Annotated in this window: 17 protein-coding genes and 1 tRNA gene; 12 read left to right on the top strand and 6 right to left on the bottom strand. The window is 44.6% G+C overall.

Features of this window, described 5'->3' with window-relative positions:
* Positions 1-104: 104 nt before the first annotated feature.
* A complete protein-coding gene (purL, locus tag V7R39_RS01420) occupies positions 105-3,992 on the top strand; it encodes a phosphoribosylformylglycinamidine synthase (protein WP_334027446.1) in 3,888 nt (1,295 codons plus the stop codon).
* A 243-nt stretch (positions 3,993-4,235) separates the two neighbouring features.
* Positions 4,236-4,376 (top strand): hypothetical protein, encoded by a 141-nt coding sequence (locus V7R39_RS01415; protein ID WP_334027443.1) that lies wholly within the window; start codon positions 4,236-4,238, stop codon positions 4,374-4,376.
* Positions 4,377-4,484: 108 nt separating this feature from the next.
* On the opposite strand, the gene smrA is transcribed toward V7R39_RS01415, so the two are convergent.
* The 3 genes from smrA to V7R39_RS01400 form a co-directional block, all read right to left on the bottom strand.
* Positions 4,485-5,072: a DNA endonuclease SmrA gene (smrA, locus tag V7R39_RS01410; RefSeq protein WP_032094366.1), complete on the bottom strand. Its 588-nt coding sequence runs from the start codon at positions 5,070-5,072 to the stop codon at positions 4,485-4,487.
* A 113-nt stretch (positions 5,073-5,185) separates the two neighbouring features.
* Positions 5,186-5,261, bottom strand: a tRNA-Arg gene (locus tag V7R39_RS01405).
* Positions 5,262-5,339: 78 nt separating this feature from the next.
* Positions 5,340-6,521 carry a flagellar assembly protein T N-terminal domain-containing protein gene (locus V7R39_RS01400; protein ID WP_334027441.1) on the bottom strand — a complete coding sequence of 394 codons (1,182 nt, stop codon included), beginning with the start codon at positions 6,519-6,521 and terminating at the stop codon, positions 5,340-5,342.
* A gap of 676 nt (positions 6,522-7,197) precedes the next feature.
* Between V7R39_RS01400 and V7R39_RS01395 the strand changes: the two genes are divergently transcribed.
* On the top strand, positions 7,198-7,632 hold the full coding sequence (locus V7R39_RS01395) for an LPP20 family lipoprotein (protein ID WP_334028111.1): 435 nt from the start codon (positions 7,198-7,200) through the stop codon (positions 7,630-7,632).
* 153 nt (positions 7,633-7,785) lie between these two features.
* On the opposite strand, the gene flgN is transcribed toward V7R39_RS01395, so the two are convergent.
* The 3 genes from flgN to flgA form a co-directional block, all read right to left on the bottom strand.
* The gene (flgN, locus tag V7R39_RS01390; protein ID WP_334027439.1) at positions 7,786-8,217 is read right to left on the bottom strand and encodes a flagellar export chaperone FlgN; all 432 of its coding nucleotides are present in this window, start codon (positions 8,215-8,217) and stop codon (positions 7,786-7,788) included.
* Positions 8,218-8,529: 312 nt separating this feature from the next.
* The gene (gene flgM / locus V7R39_RS01385) at positions 8,530-8,859 is read right to left on the bottom strand and encodes a flagellar biosynthesis anti-sigma factor FlgM (RefSeq protein WP_334027436.1); all 330 of its coding nucleotides are present in this window, start codon (positions 8,857-8,859) and stop codon (positions 8,530-8,532) included.
* Positions 8,860-8,962: 103 nt separating this feature from the next.
* Positions 8,963-9,679 carry a flagellar basal body P-ring formation chaperone FlgA gene (flgA, locus tag V7R39_RS01380; protein WP_334027434.1) on the bottom strand — a complete coding sequence of 239 codons (717 nt, stop codon included), beginning with the start codon at positions 9,677-9,679 and terminating at the stop codon, positions 8,963-8,965.
* Positions 9,680-9,903: 224 nt separating this feature from the next.
* Between flgA and V7R39_RS01375 the strand changes: the two genes are divergently transcribed.
* The 9 genes from V7R39_RS01375 (at position 9,904) to flgH (ending at position 17,363) form a co-directional block, all read left to right on the top strand.
* Positions 9,904-10,833, top strand: a complete 930-nt coding sequence (locus V7R39_RS01375) for a chemotaxis protein CheV (RefSeq protein WP_334027433.1) — start codon at positions 9,904-9,906, stop codon at positions 10,831-10,833.
* A 15-nt stretch (positions 10,834-10,848) separates the two neighbouring features.
* Entirely contained in the window at positions 10,849-11,679 is an 831-nt protein-coding gene (locus tag V7R39_RS01370; protein ID WP_334027431.1) for a CheR family methyltransferase, read from the top strand.
* 204 nt (positions 11,680-11,883) lie between these two features.
* Positions 11,884-12,315 (top strand): flagellar basal body rod protein FlgB, encoded by a 432-nt coding sequence (flgB, locus tag V7R39_RS01365; RefSeq protein WP_032094373.1) that lies wholly within the window; start codon positions 11,884-11,886, stop codon positions 12,313-12,315.
* Between the two features lie 2 nt (positions 12,316-12,317).
* The gene (gene flgC / locus V7R39_RS01360; protein WP_334027428.1) at positions 12,318-12,740 is read left to right on the top strand and encodes a flagellar basal body rod protein FlgC; all 423 of its coding nucleotides are present in this window, start codon (positions 12,318-12,320) and stop codon (positions 12,738-12,740) included.
* Between the two features lie 31 nt (positions 12,741-12,771).
* A complete protein-coding gene (locus tag V7R39_RS01355; protein ID WP_334027426.1) occupies positions 12,772-13,458 on the top strand; it encodes a flagellar hook assembly protein FlgD in 687 nt (228 codons plus the stop codon).
* A gap of 14 nt (positions 13,459-13,472) precedes the next feature.
* Complete coding sequence (gene flgE / locus V7R39_RS01350; RefSeq protein ID WP_334027424.1) at positions 13,473-14,858, top strand: flagellar hook protein FlgE; 1,386 nt, start codon at positions 13,473-13,475, stop codon at positions 14,856-14,858.
* Positions 14,859-15,053: 195 nt separating this feature from the next.
* On the top strand, positions 15,054-15,797 hold the full coding sequence (flgF, locus tag V7R39_RS01345; protein ID WP_163105236.1) for a flagellar basal-body rod protein FlgF: 744 nt from the start codon (positions 15,054-15,056) through the stop codon (positions 15,795-15,797).
* A 73-nt stretch (positions 15,798-15,870) separates the two neighbouring features.
* On the top strand, positions 15,871-16,659 hold the full coding sequence (gene flgG, locus V7R39_RS01340; RefSeq protein ID WP_334027420.1) for a flagellar basal-body rod protein FlgG: 789 nt from the start codon (positions 15,871-15,873) through the stop codon (positions 16,657-16,659).
* An 11-nt stretch (positions 16,660-16,670) separates the two neighbouring features.
* Positions 16,671-17,363 carry a flagellar basal body L-ring protein FlgH gene (flgH, locus tag V7R39_RS01335; protein WP_032094379.1) on the top strand — a complete coding sequence of 231 codons (693 nt, stop codon included), beginning with the start codon at positions 16,671-16,673 and terminating at the stop codon, positions 17,361-17,363.
* Positions 17,364-17,372 lie beyond the last annotated feature (9 nt).

Raw genomic sequence — 17,372 nt, 5'->3', positions numbered from 1 at the left:
AAATGAGCGTAATTGCTCTATAATCCGCGCCGAATTACTCATCAATTTAAGAGGCAACGCGTCGCATTGGTGGTCGTTGTTTCAAAACAACCAGGTAAAGCACTATGTTGGTCCTTCGAGGCGCTCCCGCACTATCAGAGTTTAACCAAACTAAACTGATTGCAAAGCTGGGTCAATCCGGCGTTAAGGTGAATAACCTTTATAGCGAATATATTCACCTAGTAGATTCTCAAGGTGACTTATCCAATCAGCAAATAGACATCTTAGAAAAACTGCTCACTTACGGGCCTGCTAGGCAAACACAGTCGCCTTCTGGAACACTTTTTCTTATCACTCCTCGTCCAGGTACTATCTCACCTTGGTCCTCAAAAGCTACCGATATCGCTCATAATTGTAGCCTTGATACTATTAACCGTATTGAACGCGGTTGTGCATTCTACATCGATACCGATACCCGCTTAAGTGATGACGATTTTGCTCTAGTTGCTAGTTTCTTACACGATAGAATGACAGAATCGGTGTTTACCAAAACTGATGATGCTGCGGTGCTTTTTGCACAGGCAGAGGCGAAAAGCTTTACTTCTGTACAGATGTTAGAATACGGAAAAGATGCACTAGTAAACGCAAATGTGTCTTTAGGTTTAGCGCTTGCAGATGATGAAATTGATTACCTATTTGACAGCTTTACGACGTTAGGCAGAAACCCGACGGACGTAGAGCTTTATATGTTTGCACAAGCAAATTCTGAACACTGCCGTCATAAAATTTTCAATGCCAGCTGGACCATCGACGGAAAAGATCAGGAAAAGTCTCTTTTCAAAATGATCAAAAATACCTTCGAATTGCTGCCTGACAGCGTATTCTCTGCCTATAAAGATAATGCAGCGGTAATGGAAGGTTGGCAAGCCGGACGTTTCTTCCCAAATCCTCAGTCGCATCAGTATGAATATCATCATGAAGATATCGATATTCTGATGAAGGTTGAAACGCACAATCATCCAACGGCTATTTCGCCTTTTCCTGGTGCTGCAACAGGTTCCGGTGGTGAAATTCGCGATGAAGGCGCAACAGGCCGAGGCTCCAAGCCTAAAGCTGGGCTTGTAGGCTTTACGGTGTCTAACCTTCGCATTCCCGGTTCAGAGCAGCCGTGGGAAAGTGAATATGGTAAGCCGCAGCGCATTGTTAGCGCGCTTGATATCATGACAGAAGGCCCATTAGGTGGCGCTGCGTTTAACAATGAATTTGGTCGTCCTAATCTGTTGGGTTACTTCCGTACTTACGAACAAGAAGTAAACAGCTTTAACGGTGTAGAAGTAAGAGGCTATCACAAGCCTATTATGCTAGCCGGTGGGCTGGGTAATATTCGCCGCGACCAAATTGAGAAAGGTGAAATCACGGTGGGTGCCAAGCTCATTGTACTTGGTGGGCCAGCGATGAATATCGGCCTTGGTGGCGGTGCAGCCTCATCAATGGCATCAGGCCAGTCAAACGAAGATTTAGATTTTGCCTCTGTACAACGAGAGAACCCTGAAATGGAGCGTCGCTGTCAGGAAGTTATCGATGCATGTTGGCAGCTTGGCGAAAATAACCCTATTCAGTTTATCCACGATGTCGGTGCGGGTGGCTTGTCTAATGCGTTACCCGAGTTAGTCAGCGATGGTGGTCGCGGCGGAAACTTTGAGCTTAGGAAAGTATTGTCAGACGAACCCGGTATGACGCCGTTAGAATTGTGGTGTAATGAATCACAAGAACGCTATGTCATGTCAGTAGCACCGCAAAATATGCCAGTATTCGAAGCGATTTGTGCCCGCGAACGGGCACCTTACGCGGTGGTGGGTGAAGCGACGGTTGAAGAGCATTTAAACCTTAATGACAGTCAATTCGATAATAAACCTATCGATATGCCATTGGACGTTTTACTGGGTAAGCCACCTAAAATGCACCGCGATGTTACATCAAAGGTTGCGCATTCACCTGCCTTTGACGACAGTCTAATTAACTTACGTGAAGCAGCAGAACGCATTTTGTCACTGCCTACGGTAGCTGAGAAAACCTTCCTCATTACCATTGGCGATCGCTCTGTTACAGGACTAGTCAATCGCGACCAAATGGTGGGTCCGTGGCAAGTACCCGTTGCTGACGTCGCGGTGACCGCCAGTGCCTTTGACACCTATCACGGTGAATCAATGGCAATGGGAGAGCGCACCCCAGTCGCCTTGCTATCTCATGGGGCTTCTGCACGACTTGCTGTAGGGGAAGCGCTGACGAATATCGCAGCCTCTTACATTGGTGATATTAAACGCATCAAATTGTCTGCAAACTGGATGACGGCCGCGGGTCACCCTGGTGAAGATGCAGGTTTGTATGAGGCGGTTAAGGCTGTTGGTGAGGAGCTTTGCCCTGAGTTGGGATTAACTATTCCAGTGGGTAAAGACTCCATGTCGATGAAAACGGCATGGCAGGACGATGGCGAAGAAAAATCAGTCACATCGCCACTGTCTTTAGTTATTACTGCATTTGGTGCGGTAAAAGATATTCGTAAAACCGTAACGCCTCAGCTAAGAACTGACAAAGGTGACAGTAAGTTATTACTCATTGACCTTGGTGAGGGCAACAATCGCCTTGGCGCTAGCTGTCTAGCGCAAGTGTACGAGCAACTCGGCGACAGCCCAGCAGATGTGGTTTCAGCAACCAGACTGAAAGGGTTTTTCAACGCTATTCAAGCGCTATTAGAAAAAGGTCTTGTACAAGCATACCACGACCGCTCTGACGGCGGCTTATTTACCACCGTTGCGGAGATGGCTTTTGCTGGTAAAACCGGCTTAACAGTGACGCTAGATAAACTTAACGGTAGTGATTTGTCAGTGTTATTTAACGAAGAGCTAGGTGGCGTACTGCAGGTGCTAAAACGCGATATTGACGCGGTAAATAGCATTCTTGCAGAGCACGGGGTTGCCGACATCACTTTTGATATTGGTTCGGTTAATACTACCGATATGATTGAGTTTCAGCGTGACGGCGTTGCTGTATTAGCTGACAGCAGAGTATCGATGAGAACCACGTGGGCAACCACAACGTTTGAAATGCAAAAGCTACGGGATAACCCCACTTGTGCAGAGCAAGAACACATTGCTAAGCAAGACGCCACAGACCCAGGTCTACATGTTAATTTATCTTATGATGTAAACGATGATGTTGCGGCACCTTACATTGCCACCGGCGCTAAGCCTAAAGTGGCTATACTAAGAGAGCAAGGCGTTAACTCCCACCTTGAAATGGCAGCGGCGTTTACTCGAGCAGGCTTTGATGCGGTAGATGTTCACATGAGTGATATTCTTTCAGGTCGAAGTTCACTAGATACATTTGCGGGTCTTGCCGCATGTGGCGGCTTCTCTTACGGTGACGTTTTAGGAGCAGGTGAAGGCTGGGCGAAGTCTATACTCTTCAACAGCATGGCAAGAGACCAATTTGAGCAGTTTTTTACTCGCAACGATACCTTTAGTTTAGGAGTGTGTAATGGCTGTCAGATGCTGTCTAACTTGAAATCACTTATTCCAGGCACCGACCACTGGCCTCACTTTGTAACAAACCAATCGGCTCGCTTTGAAGCCCGTGTTGCTATGGTAGAAGTGATGAAATCAAAATCTGTGCTACTTGATGGCATGGCCGGTTCGCGTATGCCAATAGCAGTTTCTCACGGCGAAGGGCAAGCAGAGTTTGCCAATGCTGATGCGTTAGCGAAAGCAAACGAGCATGTAGCGTTGCGATATGTCGATAACTTTGGTAATCCAACCATGCAATATCCCGCTAACCCTAATGGATCGCCACAAGGGATCACCGGTCTTACGTCAGCCGATGGGCGCAGTACTATTATGATGCCTCACCCTGAGCGGGTATTTAGAGCGGTCGCCAATTCTTGGTGTCCTGATGACTGGGAAGAAGATGGGGCATGGATGCGTATTTTCAGAAACGCACGTAGGTTTGTCGGTTAGAAATCAATGTTAAGCGCAATTTATGTTGGCTGTTTGCAGCCAACATAGTTGCTGATTTATTAAACAAGGGCACTTTTTGTGTCAAACCATTGGCTTAGCGTCAAAATTTTGATTTTAACCCTTGTTATTGGTGTATCGCTGATCTATTGTAGTGTTGCATGGAGTGCAATTTGGTTACAGGAGTTGAATTGGGTTGCACTAGCCATTGGTTACAATGCTAGTTTAAATAATAAGAGACGAACAATGAATCGTTCCTCAAAAGGGTTTGGCTTAACTGGAGTCGCCGTTGCCGTGGTATTAATGTTCATTACCGCTGTATTTAGTACTTCTGCAAAATCTGCAGACGCTCCAACAATGCTAAGTGTGCAATCTTCAGTTAAGTAGTCTGAAAGAAAACAGTAAAGCCCGTAATGAATTCGTTTATTACGGGCTTTGTTCATTTTGGGCGATGCTATTTTTCTATCATCATCTACCCCTAAGTTTAAGCGGTATTCATCCTTTCCTATTTTTTTCTCTGTTTATCAATTTTTGTTGAGGGTGTTTCTTTAATAACACATAGGTAGCGCCAAATCCGCCATGCATAGGTTGCGCGGTGTGAAATGCAATGACTTCCTCAAGTTCGCGCAACCAATGATTAACGTAACTTTTCTTTAAAGCCGGAAATGGTTTAGAGTTTTCACCCGTTCCATGCTTAATCAAAAGTGCTCTTACGCCTTTTTCATGCCCCGAAAGCACGTTCTGATAAAGTAAATCTCTGCTTTCATCGAGGGTTTTTCCCGCCATAGATATCACTACCTCTAGCGGGTACTTTCCTAGCCTTAGCTTTTTAAATACGCCATCTTGAATGCCTGGCTGCTGAAATTGTATAAAATCATCGGGCGGCACAGGCTTAACACCTTCCATACTGAGTGGATTTTTTAATTTATCTCGAATGGAGGCTTGCAGGGAAGCGCGTTTCTGTTTTTCTGCTAGGGCTGCCGCTGGGTCGTGCAGCTGTGCTTTATCGTCAGAGATAATGGGTTTTACATCTTGCATCTCAGCAAAAAAAGAATCCAATTCATCGTGTTCGAAATGGCTCATTACGGCTCCCCGAGGTTATAACTAGCTTCAATAACACGTTATTCAATCGCTTAAATAACGACAGGTGTTTTGTACACTAAAAAAGAATATGGGGATTAAATTGTAAATTTCAGTGGCGTCCCCACCGCGACTCGAACGCAGATCTAAAGCTTAGGAGGCTCTTGTTTTATCCAGTTAAACTATGGGGACGTAGTTTATGATTATACCCACCTAAGCCAAATACGGAACCCTCGATTTAGGATAATTATCCCGTTGCTTCTGGTGCGTTTATTTTTTCACCACAAAGTCATTTTCTTGGATATTGGCAACCAATCCAGCGTTTTTGTGAATAATCGTTGCAGAGTTTGCAAAGGTATTTTCAACCACAAAAACACCAGGGTAGAGTGAGTACTGAAGGTATTTCTTTCCTTTATTATCCATGACTTCTTTTGCCTGATAAAGCACGAGCTCATCGGTGTCTTGCAATCCGTTATCTCGCCCTAACGAAATAGAAATAATATCTCCAGCCACATTAACCACTCGCCCTGTTACCGGTTGGCAGGCTGTCGCTTCTTTTAAGTCTTGAATAGCGTCTATCATGAGCTTTTGTGCCGCACGACCATAAGTAGAGTGCCAAAAGTAATTTGAAAACTCATCGATTTGAGCAAATCGGTCAAATGTCCACTGGGCATGTGTACTGTAAGACTTGGTAAAGAGTTTGCCTCCATTTATGCCGTCAAAAACATGGAGAGTTATACCAAAATACCTGTCAACACTATCATCGGCCCACGGCGTAAATACAGAGGCTGTTTCTCTTTTAATGCTCAAGTCGTCAATGGTACCTACTATTACAAATTGAGAGTTCCCTCTTTGAGACAAAGAGCGCACGTTTTGTTCGGTAAATTCGCTTTTAAATTTTGCTGTATGCGGTGCAATGTAAGACAAGCGAAGCGTATCAGTCGTATTCGCCATTAAGTCTGCAAAGCGTTTAGTTACCGCCTCATCTAAGTGCCTAATATTGCCCTCGGTAAGTTGTTGTCTATTTGAAATAAGGAAGTGTGTTGTTGCAAACCGTTTTATGTCAGATATGGCGGTGCATTGTTGGGAGGCAGGGAAAATATCAGCTCTAATACTCACCGTGAAAACTTCGCCATTGTACCTTTCGTCGATAATTTCTAATTGTTCAACCTCGCCTGTACTCCGGATCGTCATTTCTTCGTTTTCGAGTAATCCATTGGTAAGCTGTTGGACACTTTTAATAGATGCCCCTGAGAAAAGCATGGCTTGTTTGAGAGCCTCTTCAATTGCCTCACGTCTAGCCGTTTCTTTGTCACCATTTAAGATAATCGCTCGTCCTTTGGCCTCATACCACATGGCATGGGATTGCCCACCAAACAGGGCAATTAGGCAAACCAGTGCCACACACACATTGATCAAAATGGCGTAGCCTTTTATCTTTTTATTTTGCATATAAACCTCACGAACTCTGCAAATAATGTATCGCTTATTTGTGTTTGACGTTTATTAACGTTTATTTGCGACGGCTCTGTAATGACTGTATGAATGACTCAGCAAATTTCTCAATGTGGTATTGAGTGCTTTTTGGTAGCTCTTTTACCTAAAGCGCTTTTACATAAAAATGACGCTACGTATTCAGTAATGACCTTGTCATCCTAAAGAGCTATGCTAAAACAATGCCAAGTGATAGGGGAAAATGTTGCGAAGCGTAATTAACAAGCGCAGCAGCTCAAAAGGCTTAGCAACTAAAAAGAATGAGCTCTACAAAAAGCGCGAGTCGTTAGCACTATGATTAAGCCATATTGCGGTAAATAGGTTTTAAGCAGTTTAAGCAGAATATAAATAGATTATTTCAAACGTATTCTCTTGTGAACCACATACGATTAGGCACAGGCCTTGCTACACAATCAGGCACAGGCTTTGCAGAGTTTAGGCACAGGCCTTGCGGATAAAAATACAAGCAAAGCACAAGCATAAAAATTATCGCAGATATAAGCGTAACGCACACCGTTAAAATTAATGATGACAGGGTGAGCATTTAAGTTAACCGTTACGCGTGATATCAGAAATAGGAAAGAATGTAATGGGTAATTCAACAAGTGTTGTTAGAGTGAAAGCTGCTTTACTTATGTTTAGTATCATGACGCTCGCGAGCTGTGGCATCATCGATAAGCATGTTGAGTGGGAAACGGTTGAGCCAGCGTCTTACCCTGTTCTTACCGCCATAGGCTATGCCCCTATTGAATCGCAGCAGGGCAGTAATGCTAACGTAAAGCTTTTAATGGCGATGAAAGCGTCAAAACTAGAAGCTTACAGAGAGTTAGCCGAACAAGTTTACGGTCAGCGTATTGAAGGCAGCCAATCATTATCTAGCCTTGTTGTTGATAGTGAGTCCTTACGTGCTTCTGTGGATGGCGTAATCAGGGGAGCAAAAATTGTGAAAACTTACCCGGTAGGTGAAGACACGTATGTCACAGAACTTTCTTTGGATATGAAACGTGTGCACGACATATATTTGACGACGGCTAAGCCTCGAAGAGTAAAAGACGTTAAATATTACTGAGCGGCGAAGGTAGGCTGGTTATATTAAAACGGTTTTTCGTGAAGGGGATATTGAAGTACACTATGCGTAAAAAGTAGCGATTGTAAGAGTTATGCCCAAAGGGGTGTACACGCGTTATTTACAAGCGCTATTTATACGCGCTTAGTATAAACGCTATGCGCTCACACCTGAACCAAGTGTGCCGCCCTTCGGCTTTCCTTTCTTGTCATACGTAAGCGATTCTTTCGCACGTACTTCCATCATCAGGTTGCGCAGGTGGGTTAAGCGAAGCTGGCCCTGTTCAACTGCTTTTTGGTTTACTTGAGTACGATACTTACAATCGTCAAGCAAGATTTTAGCCTTGTCTGTAAGCGCATCGTCTTTTTCTGTGTAAGACTGGCCATTGGCAAACATAGACTCTGCTGTAGCGTCTAGCTTTTGGATTTCTTCTAGCAGCTTTGTTTTTTCATCGAGTAAAGTCATTAACGCTTCAGCATCACGAGAACTGATGAGGTGAAGCTCTCTTTCTAAAAGTCCAGAAAGCGCCGTCAGCTTATCCACCTGAGCGCTTAATACCGATGTTAGGTTAGCATGCTGATTCGTCAATTTATTACTCTTATGGTTCATTCGCCGTGTCTGAAAGCTAAGCCTCTATTGGTAGCTGTTCTTTGCGAAATTGGCACGTCATAATTTATTAATGTACGCTTTTAGATGGTGGCTTTCAAGTTGGCGTTTTAGATCTCACCGCAAGAGGATTGGCAGAAGCCTATGGCGTTGCATAAAGCCTTTAGCGTTGCATAGGGCCATTGGCGGCAATACTAAAATAGCGATGCTTGGAATGTACGTTATACCCTCACTACTGAGTATTAGTCATTTCCAGAGCTTTGCGCTAACGCTACCCAGTGCTTTGCGCAATGGCTATTTGGTGCCGAAAATTTCTGCCTCAGCTTTTGCAATCTTACTTGCAAGCACTTCAGGGTTGATTTGGTAATCACCGCTTTGAATTGCTTTTTTCAAACGATCAACTTTTTCCTGATTAACTGGCGCCTCAGTTCCTTTCTTCTGAACCTGGTTCAGCTGCTGGGCCGATTGCGTCAACGAAACAGAATCTTGGCGAGGTGCTGGCGCCGCGGTGGCGCTTTTAGCAGTCGCTTGCTGTTGAGCTTGCTGGGTCTGGTTTTGTTGTGAAACCTTCCCGTTATCAACGGGATTTTTTGGTAACCCATTGTTTATATTATTAATAGCCATAATAGTTCCTCACTACCTTTTTACCTCTATAAACGTTATCGGCCGCTGATACATTTTCTTTAGCCCAAATTAACGTAAAAAGGATAGTTTTCGTACGCCATTATCACAATTGTATCACGACTTTCTCTACGCTGGCGACTTTGGCTATAACGGTCTTTTTTGAGCTCGCGTTAAGTACTTGAATATTATCGCCTACCACGCCATCTTGTTGCGCTATACCAGCGGTTTTTACTTTCATTTTACCAACCTCGGCCGAGATGGTAATACGATCGCCCTTGCATACAAAACAGAGCATGTTTGCTTGAATAGCCTGTCCATTCGTGGCCCGACGTTTCATACGTGCACCAACTAGCGTTTCAATATTGGTAAACGTTGTATATCGAAGGCGTTTAATGTCTACACTTGCCATTTTCAAATTGGATGAGGTCAACACTGTGCCAGGGCTAACGGCGCCATAGGTCACCACTATATCTTTTGTCCTTGATACTTGACCACTGGTGAATAAATACCAGTCGTTATTCTGACAGCTCACCCGCACTGAAATGTATGATTGACGAAGGGCTTCTTCTGATGTGTGATACTGGTAACCCTCGGGGCATTCTGGAATATTTATCCTATCGTCTATTTTAACAATATCGACGTCGATGTTAGTATCCGCGGAATTATCTGCGAGTTGCGATACCAAATAGTCTTTAGCGCCATTTTCCACAACACGGTGTAAACTATCTGTCGCAACGCATGAAAATGACACTGCACTCGACATGATAAGCGCAATAGCGGCCAATGTTTTCTGTTGTCTTTTGCTATTCAATTTTTTCATTGTGACTTTTCGTGTTCAGTTCGTGAGTTATTGGCTATGCTTAGTAACAAGATGCGGGATGATAATAATCGAGCTTTATTATGTCAGTCGCTTTTGAGAGTTGCTTTTAAAAGTTTTAGGCGATACTGTCATTTTTCTGTCGTTTAACCTGCAAAAACCAAGTGATCTTGTCTATCTTATTGGATAACGCAATGTTCATGCCCAGAATTACCTAGAGGTGACTTATGTCGGGGATTTTAGATTCAGTTAACCAGCGCACGCAGCTTGTGGGGCAGAATCGTTTAGAATTATTATTGTTTAGGCTAAACGGACGTCAGCGTTTTGGCATAAACGTGTTTAAAGTTCGCGAAGTGCTTCAGTGCCCTCCGTTAACTTCCATGCCCAAGCTAAATCCTCTGGTAAGGGGAATTGCCCATATACGCGGACAGACTATTTCTGTTATCGATTTAAGCATGGCGACGAAAGGCAGAAAAATAGAAGACTTGTCTAACGCCTTTATCGTGATTGCAGAATATAACCGCTCAGTGCAAGGTTTTTTAGTGGGTGCAGTAGAGCGCATCATTAATACTAACTGGGATGCAATAATGCCGCCACCTCAGGGAACTGGGCGCGCAAGTTACCTTACCGCAGTAACGGAAGTCGAGAACGAACTTATCGAAATTCTCGATGTTGAAAAAATACTTAACGAAATTTCTCCGTTGAATGCAGAAGTCAGCTCAGAAGTCGCTGAAGGGCTAACCACCGAAGGGCAAGAAAACAAAATTATCTTTATTGCGGATGATTCCACAGTTGCAAGAAATCAGGTTAAAAAAGCGCTGACTTCATTAGGTCTTGAGATTGAGCTAGCTAAAAATGGTCTTGAGGCACTAAAGCGCTTAAAAGAAATTGCCGAAGAGTATGGCGATATCACTAGGCGCGTTGGTGTTTTAGTCTCTGATATCGAAATGCCTGAAATGGATGGCTACACGTTAACTGCAGAGATAAAGAACACGCCTGAACTGCAAAAGCTTCATGTTGTCCTTCACACCTCGTTAAGTGGCGTATTCAATCAGGCTATGGTTCAGAAGGTCGGCGCCGATGACTTTATCGCAAAATTCCACCCTGACGAATTAGCGACCGCAGTGCAAAAATGGCTAATGACTGAATGCGAATAACGGAGCACCAAGGGATTGATTAATAAAGAGGTTTCGCCAGAGGGCTACCTAAAGTTTAGGCAGTTTTTAGAAAAGCAGTGTGGAATAGTGCTTGGCGAAAACAAGCAGTATTTAGTACGAAGTCGACTGGCGTCTTTACTGTATAAATACAGCTATAGCTCTGCGGATGAATTGATCAACGTGGTGGTGCGCGGTCACGATCGCGGATTGCTGCAAAGCGTGATCGATGCCATGACGACAAACGAAACCCTGTGGTTTCGCGATAACTACCCCTTTGATCTACTCGTCAAAGAGTTGCTTCCTGATTTGGCCAAAACCAATAGAAATATCAAAATCTGGAGTGCGGCTTGCTCCTCAGGTCAAGAACCCTACTCAATAGCAATGGCAATTTTAGAATTTCAGCGACAGCGTCCAGGCATCTTGAGAGGAGGTGTTGATATTGTGGCGACAGATTTGTCATCTGAAATGCTGTCTAAATGCGAGTTGGGTGTTTACGATGAACTATCTCTAGCACGAGGGCTTTCTCCACAGCGCAGACAAACGTTTTTCCAGCAGCACGAAATGGGGAGAATGCAAATAAAGCCAGAAGTGCGTAGCATGGTGACGTTTAAAAGTTTTAACTTGCTGTCGAGTTATGCCGCCCTCGGTCGTTTTGATATCGTGTTTTGCCGTAACGTACTCATTTACTTCTCTGGCGACGTAAAGCAGCGAATACTGCAACAAATTGCCGGTCAGCTGCAGCCAAAAGGCGTTCTTTTCCTTGGCGCTTCTGAATCTATCAGCTCAGCCAGCGACACTTACTCTATGGTTAAATGCCAACCTGGCCTCTACTATCAAAAACGGTAGGGGGGTATCAAAATAAATTAGGGTAGTTTGAAAGCTGAATTTTATAGGCTTTTTTCATTATCCGACTCCGTATTCTGCAAAATATCAAACGTCAAAATCCAAACTGGCACTCGCCTTGCTAACTATTTCACTAGAAGGTAATTAATACCTTTCTGATGGCACAACACGCATCAGAGGGGAGTGAAAAGTTAGGGGTCATAGTCAATGGCGATCAATCTAGATAAGTTAGTAGGATTCCACGAATCAGCGCTTAAGATCCGCACTGAGCGGATGGAAGTCATCTCTGGCAATCTAGCGAACGCAAACACCCCTGGCTATAAAGCAAAAGACATCGATTTCAACAAAGCCATGCAGTCAGCTTTAAACGAAGGTGTTCAGGGCCAACATAAAAGCACCGGTGGACTAGTTCGTACCAATGAACGCCACCTAAGCGGCAATCCTTCGTCAGTCGCGGCAAATTTTGACATGCAATACCGTATCCCTACTCAACCTGATACGGGTGATGGCAATACTGTTGAAGTTCAGTCTGAAAGGAATCGCTTCCTAGATAACGGACTTCGCTACCAAGCGAGTTTGCAGTTCTTAAACGGAAAGATTAAAGGCATGAAAAAAGCACTAGGCTCTGGAGGGCAGTAGCAATGGGTTTATTTAACGTTATGCAGATATCAAGCACGGGTATGGAGGCGGAGAATGTTCGCCTTAACACCACGGCTAGTAATATCGCAAATGCAAATTCAGTGAGCAGCAGCTACGAAGAGACCTATCGTGCACGCCACCCCGTGTTTGCATCAGCATTGCAAGATGCAATGAGCGACCAATCAAAAGGTGTGGGAGTTCAGGTTAAAGGCATCGTGGAAAGCGACGCGCCTTTACACGTTGAGTATTCGCCCAACAACCCTATGGCTGATGCTGAAGGCTATATTTATAAGCCAAACGTGAATATCGTCGAAGAAATGGCGAACATGATGTCGGCATCTAAGGCATATGAAACAAACGTTCAAGTGGCTGACACCACGAAGCGTATTTTCCGCCGAGTATTGCAATTAGGGCAAGGGCAATAATGCGCGGTTGGATTAATGTGAGGACAAACCAGTGAACACGATTAATAACACCGGCTTAAATAATGACCTCTTTTGGCAAGAAGAAACGGTGAAGATAGCTGACGGTACTGAGCAGCAGCTTACACAAGAAGACTTCTTCTCGATGTTGACAGAGCAGCTTGCTAATCAGGACCCGACAAAGCCAGTAGACAACGACCAAATGGTCGCCCAAATGACTTCGTTTACTATGGCTGATGGTATCTCTCAGCTAAACGAGAAGTTTGAAACGTTTGCGTCGTCAATGACGTCGAATCAGGCGCTTCAAGCATCTAGCTTGATTGGTCAGAACGTGCTTGTTCAAGGCAATGTTGGTTTCAAAGGTAGCGATGGTGAAGGAATTTCTGGTGTCGTTGTTAATGAAGGTACTGTACAGAATATGACCATAAGCGTTGAGAATCAGTTTGGTGAGGTTGTCAAAACTATCAATGCGGGCACGCAAACTGCGGGTAATATCGAGTTTGAGTGGGATGGTAGAGATCAGCAGGGCAATCTCATGCCGGCTGGCGAATACGTAATAAGCGCCACAGGCGAATTAAACGGCGAAGGTGTTCAAATGAACACAGCGGTCAATCGCCATGTAGGCAGCGTAAGCCTGGCTGGAAGCGGTCAAGGCGTCATTTTGAATTTGGATGGTGATGTCAGTATCAATCTTGACGACGTCATTCAAATCGGCAGTTAGTAGGAGAATCAAAAATGTCTTTTAATATTGCACTGAGCGGTGTGTCAGCCGCGCAAAAAGATTTGGATGTAACCGCCAATAACATTGCAAACGTCAACACGGTTGGCTTTAAAGAATCGCGGGCTGAGTTTGGTGATGTGTATGCTGCATCGCTACTTGCAGGTGGTAAAACCAAAGTGGGTGATGGTGTACTTACTCAGGAAGTTGCTCAGCAATTTTCACAAGGTAGTCTTCAGTTTACCAATACATCACTGGATCTTGCCATAACGGGTAATGGCTTCTTTGCTACGGTACCTGAAATTACCTCACGAGATTTCTCATTCACTCGTGCAGGTCAGTTTAAGCTGGATAACAATAATTTCGTTGTAAATAGCAACGGCGATAACTTGATGGGCTTCCCCGTAAACAACGATGGCACCAGTGCATCAGTTGCGTTAAGTACCACAGAGCCAGTTCGAATTCCTGATTCATCTGGTTCGCCTCAACAAACCTCTGAGGTGGATATTCGAATGAATCTACCTGCCGGAGATTCGGGACTAGACCCGCAGGACTTTGACCCAGAAGATCCATTGACTTACAACGCAGCAACGTCGGTTACTGTTTATGATTCACTGGGTGACAGTCATGTGATGACGTATTACTTTATCAAAGATAATGCTCCTACTGCCGACAACGAATGGTACGTGGCCACCGCTGTTGATGATACCTTAGTAGATATGACAGATTCGACAGGCGCTGATACCGACCCGGCTACAGCGGTACACTCTGTTGGCGGAAATACCGGAAATGCAGTAACGGCCTCAAAGCTGTTATTCTCTCAAGGCGGTGACTTTAACGGAATGCAAACACCAGATGGGCTTCCCACGTTAGACTTTAAAATGCAGACTGAAGCCCTTGGTCCTACTATTTTAGCTAACGGTTCTGATCCAACTCAGCAAATCAGTATTGATTTTAATCTAGACGTTAATAACGCTACACCAAACGAACCAACTCAGTTTGCATCTGCATTTGAAGTAACCTCATTAGAACAAGATGGTTTGCCGGTAGGCCGATTAACCGGAATTGATATCGGGCCGGATGGATTGGTAAGAGCAACCTTCTCAAATGGTACGTCTGAGCCCATTGTTCGTGTTGCGCTAGTCAGGTTCTCTAACGAGCAAGGTTTGACTCAGGAAAGTGGCACTCAATGGAAAGAAAGTATCTTATCGGGTGAGGCTCTTGCTGGTGAGGCAACTACTGGCACCTACGGTGAGATAAACTCGTCATCATTAGAGCAAGCCAACGTTAACTTAACCACTGAGCTTATCGATATGATCATCGCTCAACGTAACTTCCAGGCCAACTCTCGAGCTCTGGAAGTGAATAACTCACTTAACCAGACTATCTTGAATATTCGATAGGCTAAGTAGCTTAGCGCGGAAGAATAGAGCTCGTAAAATCAAAGCCGCAGATACAATCTGCGGCTTTTTACTTTTTAAAATCATAATTTTAGCTCTGCACCCTTACCCTAGTCAAAATCATCCCTCTAACTCCCACCATTCTGGCACTACCTTTGCAATCTCTGTATATGGTTTGAACAGAGTCAAAAGTCAGTCATGGATAAACTTCTCTATATTGCAGCAAGCGGTGCGTCTCAAGACCTTATGGCGACAGGTATTCGCTCGAATAACTTGGCCAACGCCCAAACGACAGGATTTAGAGCTCAGCTAGAGCAAGCGCGAGCAATGCCGGCTTACGGCGAAGGTTTGCCTACCCGTGTTTTTTCAATGACTGAAAGCCCGTCTAATAACTACGAATCTGGTCCTATGATTAAAACAGACCGTGATTTAGATGTGGCAATTCAAGGAGACGGTTGGTTTGCTGTTCAGGGCGACGACGGTCAAGAAGCCTATTCACGCAACGGAAACTTTAAATTAAGCACCGACGGAATTTTGACAGATGTTAACGGTCGCGCAGTGCTAGGGGATAACGGTCCGCTTTTTTTGCCAGTGCCTCTCGATAACCTGACCATTGCTGCGGACGGAACACTGTCAATGAGACAAGTTGGCGCACCGGCTAATGTGATAGAAACGGTTGGCAGATTAAAGCTAGTAAGCCCTAACTATTCAGATATGGAGCGTGGCACTGATGGTTTATTTCATATGAAAGACCGCTCGGTGGCAGACCCATCAGCTAATGTAAAAGTGATGTCGGGCATGCTCGAAGGCTCTAACGTAAACGCCGTTGAAGAAATGGTAGATATGATAAGCCTTCAGCGTCATTACGAGTTACAGGTAAAAGTCATGAAGCAAGCTGAAGAGCTCGATACCCGCGGCAATTCGATGTTGAGAATTTTGTAATAGCAAATTTCAATTTTTATTTAATATTTTTCTTTAACAGCAATACGTATCGTCGTGTTGTTTGGAGGTTAACATGCATCCAGCATTGTGGATTAGTAAAACCGGATTAGATGCCGCTCAAACTGACGTGGCTGTGGTTTCTAACAACTTAGCGAATGCCTCAACGGTAGGTTTTAAGAAAGATCGCGCCGTATTTGAAGATTTGCTCTATCAAAACATCAACCAACCGGGCGGCAGGTCGTCTGCAGATACTGAGCTGCCTTCAGGCCTTATGCTGGGCTCTGGTTCGAAAGTAGTGTCTACGCAAAAAGCCCACACTCAAGGCAATCTGCTAACCACTGACAACGCACTTGATTTATCTATTCAAGGGCGCGGCTACTTTGAGATTTTACAGCCAGATGGCACTACGGCATATACCCGAAATGGCCAATTCAGTTTAAACGACCAAGGGCAAATAGTAACCTCTGGCGCGGGTTATTTACTTCAGCCACAAATTGCGATACCGCCAGACGCTCAGCAAATTACCATTTCTCAGGATGGACAGGTGAGTGTTAGCGTTCGAGGGCAGGCACAGCCTCAGCAGTTAGGGCAAATTAATATTGCCGATTTTGTTAACCCAACAGGCCTGCAGCCGATTGGTCAGAATTTGTATTCAGAAACCGTGTCTAGCGGATTCCCAAATCGAGGTGTTCCAGGTCTTCAAGGACTAGGAATGTTAGCACAGGGCGCGCTGGAAACATCGAACGTCAACGTAACGGAAGAGCTCGTTAATTTGATTGAAAGTCAGCGACTTTACGAAATGAACTCCAAAGTTATCTCATCAGTTGACCAAATGCTGGGTCAAGTCATTCAGCAGCTGTAGGAGTGTTTACTATGTATCGTTTCGGTTATTTTTTTACTGCGCTAGTTGCTTTATCAGTTGTCACAGGGTGCGAGAGTACGCCTGATACACCGGTACAGGCAAACGATCCTTTTTATGCGCCAATCATTCCTGATTATCCCAGAGAAACGATCATTGAGGACGGTTCATTATTTCGCGGTCATTTAGCAAGAAGCCTTTACTCTGATGTCACTGCGCGTCAAGTGGGTGACATCATCACCGTTACGCTTAGTGAAAATACGGCGGCAACTAAGTCTGCAAACACGACTACATCAAGAGAAACTTCTGCCGAGCTTGACCCTATTATTGGGTTAGGTGGTAACGCGGTAAATATAGGTCGTGAATCCATACAGCTTGGCATTGATGGCTCAAACGATTTTGCCGGTGATGCTGCAGCTAACCAAACAAACAGCCTTCAGGGAAGTATCTCTGTCACCGTTGTGGATGTTTTACCAAACAGCAATCTTGTGGTGCGGGGTGAGAAGTGGATGACCTTAAATCACGGCGATGAATATATTCGGTTAACTGGAATAGTTCGACCGCTCGATATCGACCCAGACAATCAGGTTGAATCTACGCGTATAGCAAATGCGCGCATTCAATATAGCGGTACTGGATCATTCGCCAATGCACAAGAGAAGGGATGGCTAGGTAAATTCTTCTCTTCTACTTGGTGGCCGCTATAAATGATGGGG

The organism is Alteromonas sp. P256, assembly GCF_036864455.1.
Classification (GTDB): Bacteria; Pseudomonadota; Gammaproteobacteria; order Enterobacterales; family Alteromonadaceae; genus Alteromonas.
The sequence above is the reverse complement of the archived record's forward strand: the minus strand, read 5'-3'. Positions and strand labels throughout refer to the sequence as shown.

Coding starts and splice junctions, on each gene's coding strand:
- purL (WP_334027446.1), top strand. CDS start 105: ATGTTGGTCCTTCGAGGCGCTCCCGCACTATCAGAGTTTAACCAAACT.
- V7R39_RS01415 (WP_334027443.1), top strand. CDS start 4,236: ATGAATCGTTCCTCAAAAGGGTTTGGCTTAACTGGAGTCGCCGTTGCC.
- smrA (WP_032094366.1), bottom strand. CDS start 5,072: ATGAGCCATTTCGAACACGATGAATTGGATTCTTTTTTTGCTGAGATG.
- V7R39_RS01400 (WP_334027441.1), bottom strand. CDS start 6,521: ATGCAAAATAAAAAGATAAAAGGCTACGCCATTTTGATCAATGTGTGT.
- V7R39_RS01395 (WP_334028111.1), top strand. CDS start 7,198: ATGTTTAGTATCATGACGCTCGCGAGCTGTGGCATCATCGATAAGCAT.
- flgM (WP_334027436.1), bottom strand. CDS start 8,859: ATGGCTATTAATAATATAAACAATGGGTTACCAAAAAATCCCGTTGAT.
- flgA (WP_334027434.1), bottom strand. CDS start 9,679: ATGAAAAAATTGAATAGCAAAAGACAACAGAAAACATTGGCCGCTATT.
- V7R39_RS01375 (WP_334027433.1), top strand. CDS start 9,904: ATGTCGGGGATTTTAGATTCAGTTAACCAGCGCACGCAGCTTGTGGGG.
- flgB (WP_032094373.1), top strand. CDS start 11,884: ATGGCGATCAATCTAGATAAGTTAGTAGGATTCCACGAATCAGCGCTT.
- flgC (WP_334027428.1), top strand. CDS start 12,318: ATGGGTTTATTTAACGTTATGCAGATATCAAGCACGGGTATGGAGGCG.
- flgE (WP_334027424.1), top strand. CDS start 13,473: ATGTCTTTTAATATTGCACTGAGCGGTGTGTCAGCCGCGCAAAAAGAT.
- flgF (WP_163105236.1), top strand. CDS start 15,054: ATGGATAAACTTCTCTATATTGCAGCAAGCGGTGCGTCTCAAGACCTT.
- flgG (WP_334027420.1), top strand. CDS start 15,871: ATGCATCCAGCATTGTGGATTAGTAAAACCGGATTAGATGCCGCTCAA.
- flgH (WP_032094379.1), top strand. CDS start 16,671: ATGTATCGTTTCGGTTATTTTTTTACTGCGCTAGTTGCTTTATCAGTT.